The organism is Mesorhizobium sp. LNHC252B00, assembly GCF_000502955.1.
Classification (GTDB): domain Bacteria; phylum Pseudomonadota; class Alphaproteobacteria; order Rhizobiales; family Rhizobiaceae; genus Mesorhizobium.
This window is the reverse complement of sequence record NZ_AYWO01000014.1, coordinates 131,133-137,835: the sequence shown is the minus strand read 5'-3', so window position 1 is coordinate 137,835 and position 6,703 is coordinate 131,133. Positions and strand designations below refer to the sequence as shown.

The following is a 6,703-nucleotide window of genomic DNA, read 5'->3' as shown; positions in this document are numbered from 1 at the left end:
ATCGGGGGCGCGCTCGCCCTCCACCGCGGCCCAACTGGTGCCGCCGGCGCCGGCGACATCGATCACCGCCACGCCCGCCTCGACGAGCGCACAGGCCACCGAGGCGGACAGGCCCGACCCGACTTCCTTGGCCACGATCGGCACGCCCACGCTGCGTGCGGCGCGAGCGATCTGCGCCAGGACGCCGCGCCAGTCGCGGTCGCCCTCCGGCTGTACCGCTTCCTGCAGCGGATTGAGATGGACGATGAGTCCATCGGCCTCCAGTGCATCCACCGCCCGGCGCGCGAGGTCCAGGCCGTCGGGCTGGCGCAGTTGCGCGGCGCCGATATTGGCCAGCAAGGGAACGTCTGGAGCCAGGCGGCGCAGCGCGCGCGTTAGCCCCTGGGAGTTGCGGGATTGCAGGCTTACGCGCTGCGAACCGACGCACATGGCGATCCCCAAGGCTTGCGCTGCCTCGCTCAGATGGCGGTTAATGGCCTCGGCGCGTGGCATGCCCCCGGTCATGGAGCTGATCAGCAGAGGCGCGCGCATGGTTTTGCCCAGCAGCGAGGCGCTCAGGTCGATCTGCCTCAGATCCAACTCGGGCAATGCGCAGTGTTCGAAACGGATGTACTCCCAGCCGGCGGCCTTGGCCCGTGCCGTTCGCCGATTCAGCACGATGTCCAGGTGGTCGTCCTTGCGCCGGCTCAACTTGGTGTCGCTGATGCTCGCTCCTTCCGCGTCATCGGGCGACGGCGTTGCGTCGGGTCGGACCGACGGCAGCGCGCGCACGCCATCGTTTCCCCCGCGTTCAGGCCGGCGCACGCTGGCCTCCACCTGCAGCGTCGCTGCGGTAGCGGCTGGTTGAGGTCTGGTAATACTGCGCGCGGATGGCCGCCATGGCTTCGATCAACGGTCCCCACGGCGGTGGAAAGGGTTCTTGCGCCATCACCCGGTGCAGCATGCGTGTGTGGCCGGCCAACTCGTCCTTGAGGAACTCCACCACAGGCATGGCGGGATAGCGCTGCAGCAGCAGGATCGCCGCGTTAGCTCCCTCGCCGGCCGACTCATCCTTTTCGCGTCCATGCAGATCGTTCTGCAGGCGTCCTATCGCGGAGATGAGCCGCAGGACCCGGCGAAACGCCGGATGCGCGCGCAAGGTCGCCATGTCCAGCCCCCATAGCAACGACAGGCAACAGAACACGTTCGTGTAGGCAATCGAATCCACGCCGTTCTGCAAGTACTCGGCGTAGGACCAGCGCTCTGCCCTTGCCACCTGCGCGTGTCCGGCGCGCAGCGCCGCGCAGTAGCACCGGGTATGGTAGAGAAGCTGAGCATAGTCGCGAGGATCGTAGGCGAGCGCGGCGAGCGAAGTGCGCAGCACAGCACAGCCCTCGAATCCGGGAAGCACGCACGGCACGCCCTGCCCCAGCGCCTGCTCCACCGCGGCGAGCTGCTCCGGCGCGATCAGGTCGAGGTCGTTGCAATCGTCGAGCCAGAACAGCAGCGCCAGTTCGCGATAGAACGCCACGATCAGCGTTTCGTCCAGCGGATCGCGGCCGGTGCGGGCGCTGGTGTCGCGCAGGCTCGGATGGATGCGCTGCAAGATGTACTGGCCGCCCCGGACTGCTTCCACGCCATGCTCGTCGGCGAACCCGGTCAGGGAACGCCCCCACTCCAGCACCTGCTGCAGCGCGCGATCGGTCGGGATCATGGCCCCCCTCCTGCTCCCTCGGCCGAGACGCGCCGCCCCCAACGAAGCGCCAGCCACAACCCGGCAAGTTCGGCCACGCGCACCACCCGGGTGGGGCAATACAGTTCCTTGCCGATCCACAGCGGCGTCTGGGGCAATACATGCGCCGCGTGGCGGGCGAGCATCCACTTCAGCGCACGCGCCACCGCCTGCGCGATGCGCCGGCGCCCTGCCGGCTCTTCGCTCCCGTCCATCACGTGCAACGCGAACAGCGCATAGGCGGTTTCCTCGAATGTGGACGCGCGACCGGCGCCCCAGCCGCCGTCGTCGCGCTGCGCCTGCAGCAGCGCTGCCAGCGCGCGCTCGTCGCGCCACTGGGGCTTGCCTTGCGCCAGCGCAGAGACCGCATGCGCGGTGGGATACAGCCACGAAACGTGCCATTTTTCGTTGTCCCATAGACCGTGCGGGTTGCGATTGGCCTCGACGTAGGCGCTGGTGCCGGCGGCGGGCTTTCCCAACATTCGCAACGCATGCAGAGCATGGATGTTGGTCGACACCGAGGCATTGCGCTCGCCGGGGAAGGTGACGAACAGCTCGCCGGTTTCGAACTGGCGCAACGCGTCGGCGGCCGGGTCGCGGCCTGCAAGGCGAAGGACGCACAACGCAACGGCGGTGTCGTCCGCATCGGCCGCGAAGTGCAAGGCCGGGCCCAGACCGCGGACGCCGAGGCGGGCGTCGAGTTGCGCGATGATCACTTGCACCGCCTCGGCGAGCGCGGGATGCGCGAACAGACCGGCCAGATGCAGGGTGTACAGCGACCAGCATGGCTCGAACACATTGATTGGCCAGACGTTGGGAACGACACCTTCGATGCCGGTGCGCGTCGCCCGCGATGCCGCCTGCAGATACCCGTCGGTGCGCCCGACCTGCCGCGTTCTTCCCTGTGTCACGGCGTGCGCACGCCACGCGGCGGTGGCCGCCGGACTGATGCCGATGCTGCCGTCGTCGTCCGGGCATGCGGTGGCCGGCGACGTCCCCCAGGCTTCCCAGGAGTGCAGCAACGGATGGCCGCTCGGCAACGTCGCAACTGCCCCCAGCTTGGCCAGGCGTGTTTGCCGCAACGGCAACAGCGCCGGGTGGCGCGGAAACGCCACGCCACCCAGCAAGGATGCGGCCTCGTCGCACAACTGCGGCAGGATCAGCTCCGCGCCGATCGGCGCGTCTTCCGGCACCGCATAGGCGAAGGGATCGGGCTGGCGCTCGAGGAATCGGGTTGCACCGTGGACTGCGTCGGCAGCGCCGGGAAGAGGATCGGCACGCTGCAATGCCAGCAACGCCGCCCACGTGGGCGCATGGCGAAACAGCGGGAAGTCCGCACTTCCCCATCCGCCATCGGCCTGTTGCTGCGCGATGAGCCACGCGTATGCGTCCTGTCGACCGGTGACGTTGCCGTGGAACTGCAGAGCTCGCGCCGTGTCGTAGACGGACGGACCGACACTGCCGCCGTCGCTCATATCGCTCAGCAGGTGGCGCATTTCGGAAAGGATCTGTTCGGACAAGTTCACGCGGGATGTTCCTTCTGCAGAAGGCTAACGAGAACACAGAAACGGGCAGACGCCGCGCACGTCGCCGCCGACACGGGATGCAGCGCCCGCCGGCCGATCGCAGCTGCACAGGGGTGAGTCCTTACGGATGGGCGCGCTCATGCGCATGGCGCGGACAGATAGACGTTGGCCCGCTGCAGCATCTGCGCCAACCCTTCCGCACGCGGCCCCAGAGGGGCGATGGCCTCCCCGGCGTCGTGCAACAAGTACAGGGCGAACTGGCGCGCAGCCTGCAGCCCCATGATCGACGCGCAGGTCGGCTTCTGCGCCGCCGCGTCCTTGCCGGGGGTCTTGCCAAGAGTCGCGGTATCCGCCGTCGCGTCGAGAATGTCGTCGGCCACCTGCAACGCCAGGCCAAAACAGGCGGTGTAGCGATCGAGCGCAGCATACAGCGCAGCGTGCGCGGCATCCTCCGCGATGGAGTATAGCGCGCCCATGCGAACCGACGCGCGCACTAGCGCTCCGGTTTTCATCCCGTGCATCGCCAGGATCCTGTCCAGCCCGGCATGCTTTCCGACCAACGACAGATCGATGGCCTGCCCGCCTGCGGCACCCTCGGCGGACACCGCCTGCGCCAGTTCGCGCACGAGCGCGATACGGTTGTCGCCCGGCGCATCCAGGCTCGCCAGGGTGAGGAAGGCGTGGGCCTGCAGCGCATCGCCGGCCAGGATCGCAGTGGCTTCGCCGAACTTTACGTGCACGGTCGGAAGGCCGCGGCGAAGCACGTCGTCGTCCATCGCGGGCAGGTCGTCGTGGACCAGGGTACAGGCGTGCATCATCTCGATGGCGGCACCGACGTCGTCGAGCATGTGCGCCGGCGTGCCCGCCAGTGCGCCGGCAGCCAGACAGAGCAAGGCGCGGGTGCGCTTCCCGCCATGCAAGGTGGCGTAGCGCATGGCCGCCATCAGCTCTGTCTTACCGTCGTCTTCGGCGCAGAGCAGACGCGCCAGCGCCTGTTCGACCCGCTTTGCGCCGTCCTGCATCCAGATCTCCGGGAGCAGCCCGCCAGAGGCGCCGCGCGCTAGCGCGCCCAATCCGCCGGATGCGGAAACGCCGATTCGGTCGCGTGGAGTGGAACCGGTCTGCATGTTGTTGATGTCCTTGTAGCTGAGACGGCCACGGCGAGCGCAAGCCGTCACGGTGTTGCCGGCGTCACACGAGTGCGTGCGCTGAGTGCAGCAATGCCGCGCCCCGCCGGCGCCGCTGCCTTGCCACACAGGGCATGCGATGCCAGCTCATGAAAAGCCTATTCGAATTTTCATTGACGGATGTGCGGTAGGGTAATAGCGCCGGCCTTTTTCGACGTCGCTCAGCAACTGCGGCCGCACCCCGGCCTTGTGCATGGTCAGCGCCAAGGCGATGCAGAACTGCACCATTTCCAGCCATACCAGGTGGTAGCCGATGCAGACGTGTGGGCCAGTACCGAACTGCAGCATGTCCACGGGCCGGATCGGCTCCGTGCGTTGCAGCCACCGCGCCAGGCGGAACTGATCAGGCGCCTCGTGCAGCAGCGCCGAGGTCGAGAAATGCAGCAGCGGGATGCATAGATGGGTGCCCGCGGGAATGCGCCGTTGGCCGAGTTGCAATTCCTGCAGCGCGCGACGCGGCAGGAGCGTGGTCGCCGGATGCAGGCGCAGTGTCTCGCGGAACAGCGCCTCGGCGACCGGACACTGCGCCAGGTCCGCGTGCCGGGTCGGCACCGCGCCCACGCGTTGCGCCTCCTCAACCAGGGCGTCCCACAGCACAGGCTGCCGCGCCAGCTCGATTACAATCCAGGCCATCGTTGAGGCAGTGGTGTCGTGACCGGCAAGCAGCAGCAAGCGAATATTGGCGACCAGGACGTCATCGGAGAGCGGACCGTCGCTGCTGTCAAAAGCGCTCACCATGTCGTTGATCAACCCGGTGCGCGCGGCATGCCCGCGCGCGTCGCGGACGAACCGGCGCAACTGCGCGTCGATCCAGTCGCGGGCGGCGCGGCCGCGCCGCAAAGGCAGTCCGGGCAGGTCGACCGGTGGCGCGACGATCAACTGCAGCAATTGCCGGTACTTGCGATGCCATCCCGGCAGGTCCTGCGCGGGGATTCCCATGAGGCTGAAGATGAGCTTCAGCATCAGGTCGCCGGTTTCGCGCAGGATGGTTACCTCGCCGCGGGCCCGCCACGCCTGCACCCGCGCCCGGATGACGGGCGCGAACAGGTCGCCGATCCCGGCCTGGGTCAGTCCCTTGGGCAAGAACGCTGCCTTGATGGCATCGCGCGCCTGCCGGTGCGCGCCGCCGTCCAGCGCAACCAACGTTCCGCCAAGCAATTCGGGCGCGATCTCTTCGATCAGCGCCGAGGACACGTCCTTGTGCTTGAGCAGTGAGAAAGCGTCCGGATCCACACAGGTCATGAGATGTCCGGCAGGGCCGAAATCCAGCCAGAAGTGGCTGCCCAGCGTGCGTTGCGCGCGCCGCAGCAGGCGCGGCAGGTCGCAGACAATGGCGGGAAGATGCCCGACCAGGGGGAAAGCGCCAGGCATGACCGGGATGTCGCATCGCAGCCGGTGCCGACGGTTGAGTGGATTGAGCAGCATGTCCATCAGCAGCGCGCCGCCGCCGCCGATTCGGTGTCGCCTGCAGGGCGCGCGACGCAGCTGTTGCCACCGTCGGCGTATGTCGGCACATGCGCCAGCATGCCGCCGTCGATGCACACGAGCTGGCCGGTGATGAACGCAGCATCGTCGGAGAGCAGGAACGCCACCAGCGCGGCCACATCCTCGGGGCGGCCGACGCGCTGCAGGAGCTGGTGCCGGCGCAGATGCCGTTGCATGCACTCGTCCAGCTTGGCGAGGAGACGCTCGGTCATGATAAGACCCGGCGCAACCGCGTTGCAGCGTATCTGAGAGTGACCGTACTGGGTGGCGAGCGAAGCCGAGAGCATGTTCATCGCCGCCTTCGACGCGGCGTAGGACGTCTGCGCCGTGTCACCGCTGAGCCCTTGGCACGACGACATGTTGACGATCGCGCCACCGGCGCGGGCGATCATCCGTGGGATGGCCTGCCGGCAGCAGAGCAGCGTGCCGCGCAGATTGGTCGCCATTGTCTGGTCCCAGACTGCCAGGTCCAGGTCGAGGATCGCGCGGTCGCGCGGGGTCAGATGCATGGCGCTCGCATTGTTCACCAGCAGGTCGACCCCCCCGAAGTGCCGCTCCGCCGTCTCGAACAGCGTTGCCACCGCCTGCTCATCGGCGATATCCATGGCTATGGCCAGCGCGTGGCCTGCTTCGGCCGCGATCTGCGCGGTGCAGGCGATGGCCGCCGGGCCATCAATGTCGGCCACCACCACTCTGCCGCCTCCGTGCGCGATGGCGAGAGCGCATGCCTTGCCGATGCCGGCGCCAGCGCCGGTCACCACGGCCACCTTGCCTTCAAACCTTCCCATCGTGTC

Annotated in this window: 6 protein-coding genes; all 6 read right to left on the bottom strand. The window is 68.0% G+C overall.

What is annotated here, in order from left to right:
• Nucleotides 1-762 (bottom strand): alpha-hydroxy-acid oxidizing protein (locus tag X744_RS151795; RefSeq protein WP_198032248.1); only part of this gene is annotated, 762 nt, incomplete at its 3' end.
• A 28-nt stretch (nucleotides 763-790) separates the two neighbouring features.
• On the bottom strand, nucleotides 791-1,693 hold the full coding sequence (locus X744_RS151800; protein ID WP_023760422.1) for a hypothetical protein: 903 nt from the start codon (nucleotides 1,691-1,693) through the stop codon (nucleotides 791-793).
• Nucleotides 1,690-3,237, bottom strand: a complete 1,548-nt coding sequence (locus X744_RS151805) for a hypothetical protein (protein WP_023760421.1) — start codon at nucleotides 3,235-3,237, stop codon at nucleotides 1,690-1,692. The genes X744_RS151800 and X744_RS151805 overlap by 4 nt, the downstream gene beginning before the upstream one ends.
• 137 nt (nucleotides 3,238-3,374) lie before the next feature.
• Nucleotides 3,375-4,364, bottom strand: a complete 990-nt coding sequence (locus X744_RS151810; protein WP_031260629.1) for a polyprenyl synthetase family protein — start codon at nucleotides 4,362-4,364, stop codon at nucleotides 3,375-3,377.
• Between the two features lie 147 nt (nucleotides 4,365-4,511).
• On the bottom strand, nucleotides 4,512-5,855 hold the full coding sequence (locus X744_RS151815; RefSeq protein WP_023760419.1) for a cytochrome P450: 1,344 nt from the start codon (nucleotides 5,853-5,855) through the stop codon (nucleotides 4,512-4,514).
• A complete protein-coding gene (locus X744_RS0137445) occupies nucleotides 5,855-6,697 on the bottom strand; it encodes an SDR family oxidoreductase (RefSeq protein ID WP_031260626.1) in 843 nt (280 codons plus the stop codon). Before X744_RS0137445 ends, X744_RS151815 begins: the two co-directional genes overlap by 1 nt.
• Nucleotides 6,698-6,703 lie beyond the last annotated feature (6 nt).

Coding starts and splice junctions, on each gene's coding strand:
- X744_RS0137445 (WP_031260626.1), bottom strand. CDS start 6,697: ATGGGAAGGTTTGAAGGCAAGGTGGCCGTGGTGACCGGCGCTGGCGCC.
- X744_RS151810 (WP_031260629.1), bottom strand. CDS start 4,364: ATGCAGACCGGTTCCACTCCACGCGACCGAATCGGCGTTTCCGCATCC.
- X744_RS151815 (WP_023760419.1), bottom strand. CDS start 5,855: ATGGACATGCTGCTCAATCCACTCAACCGTCGGCACCGGCTGCGATGC.
- X744_RS151800 (WP_023760422.1), bottom strand. CDS start 1,693: ATGATCCCGACCGATCGCGCGCTGCAGCAGGTGCTGGAGTGGGGGCGT.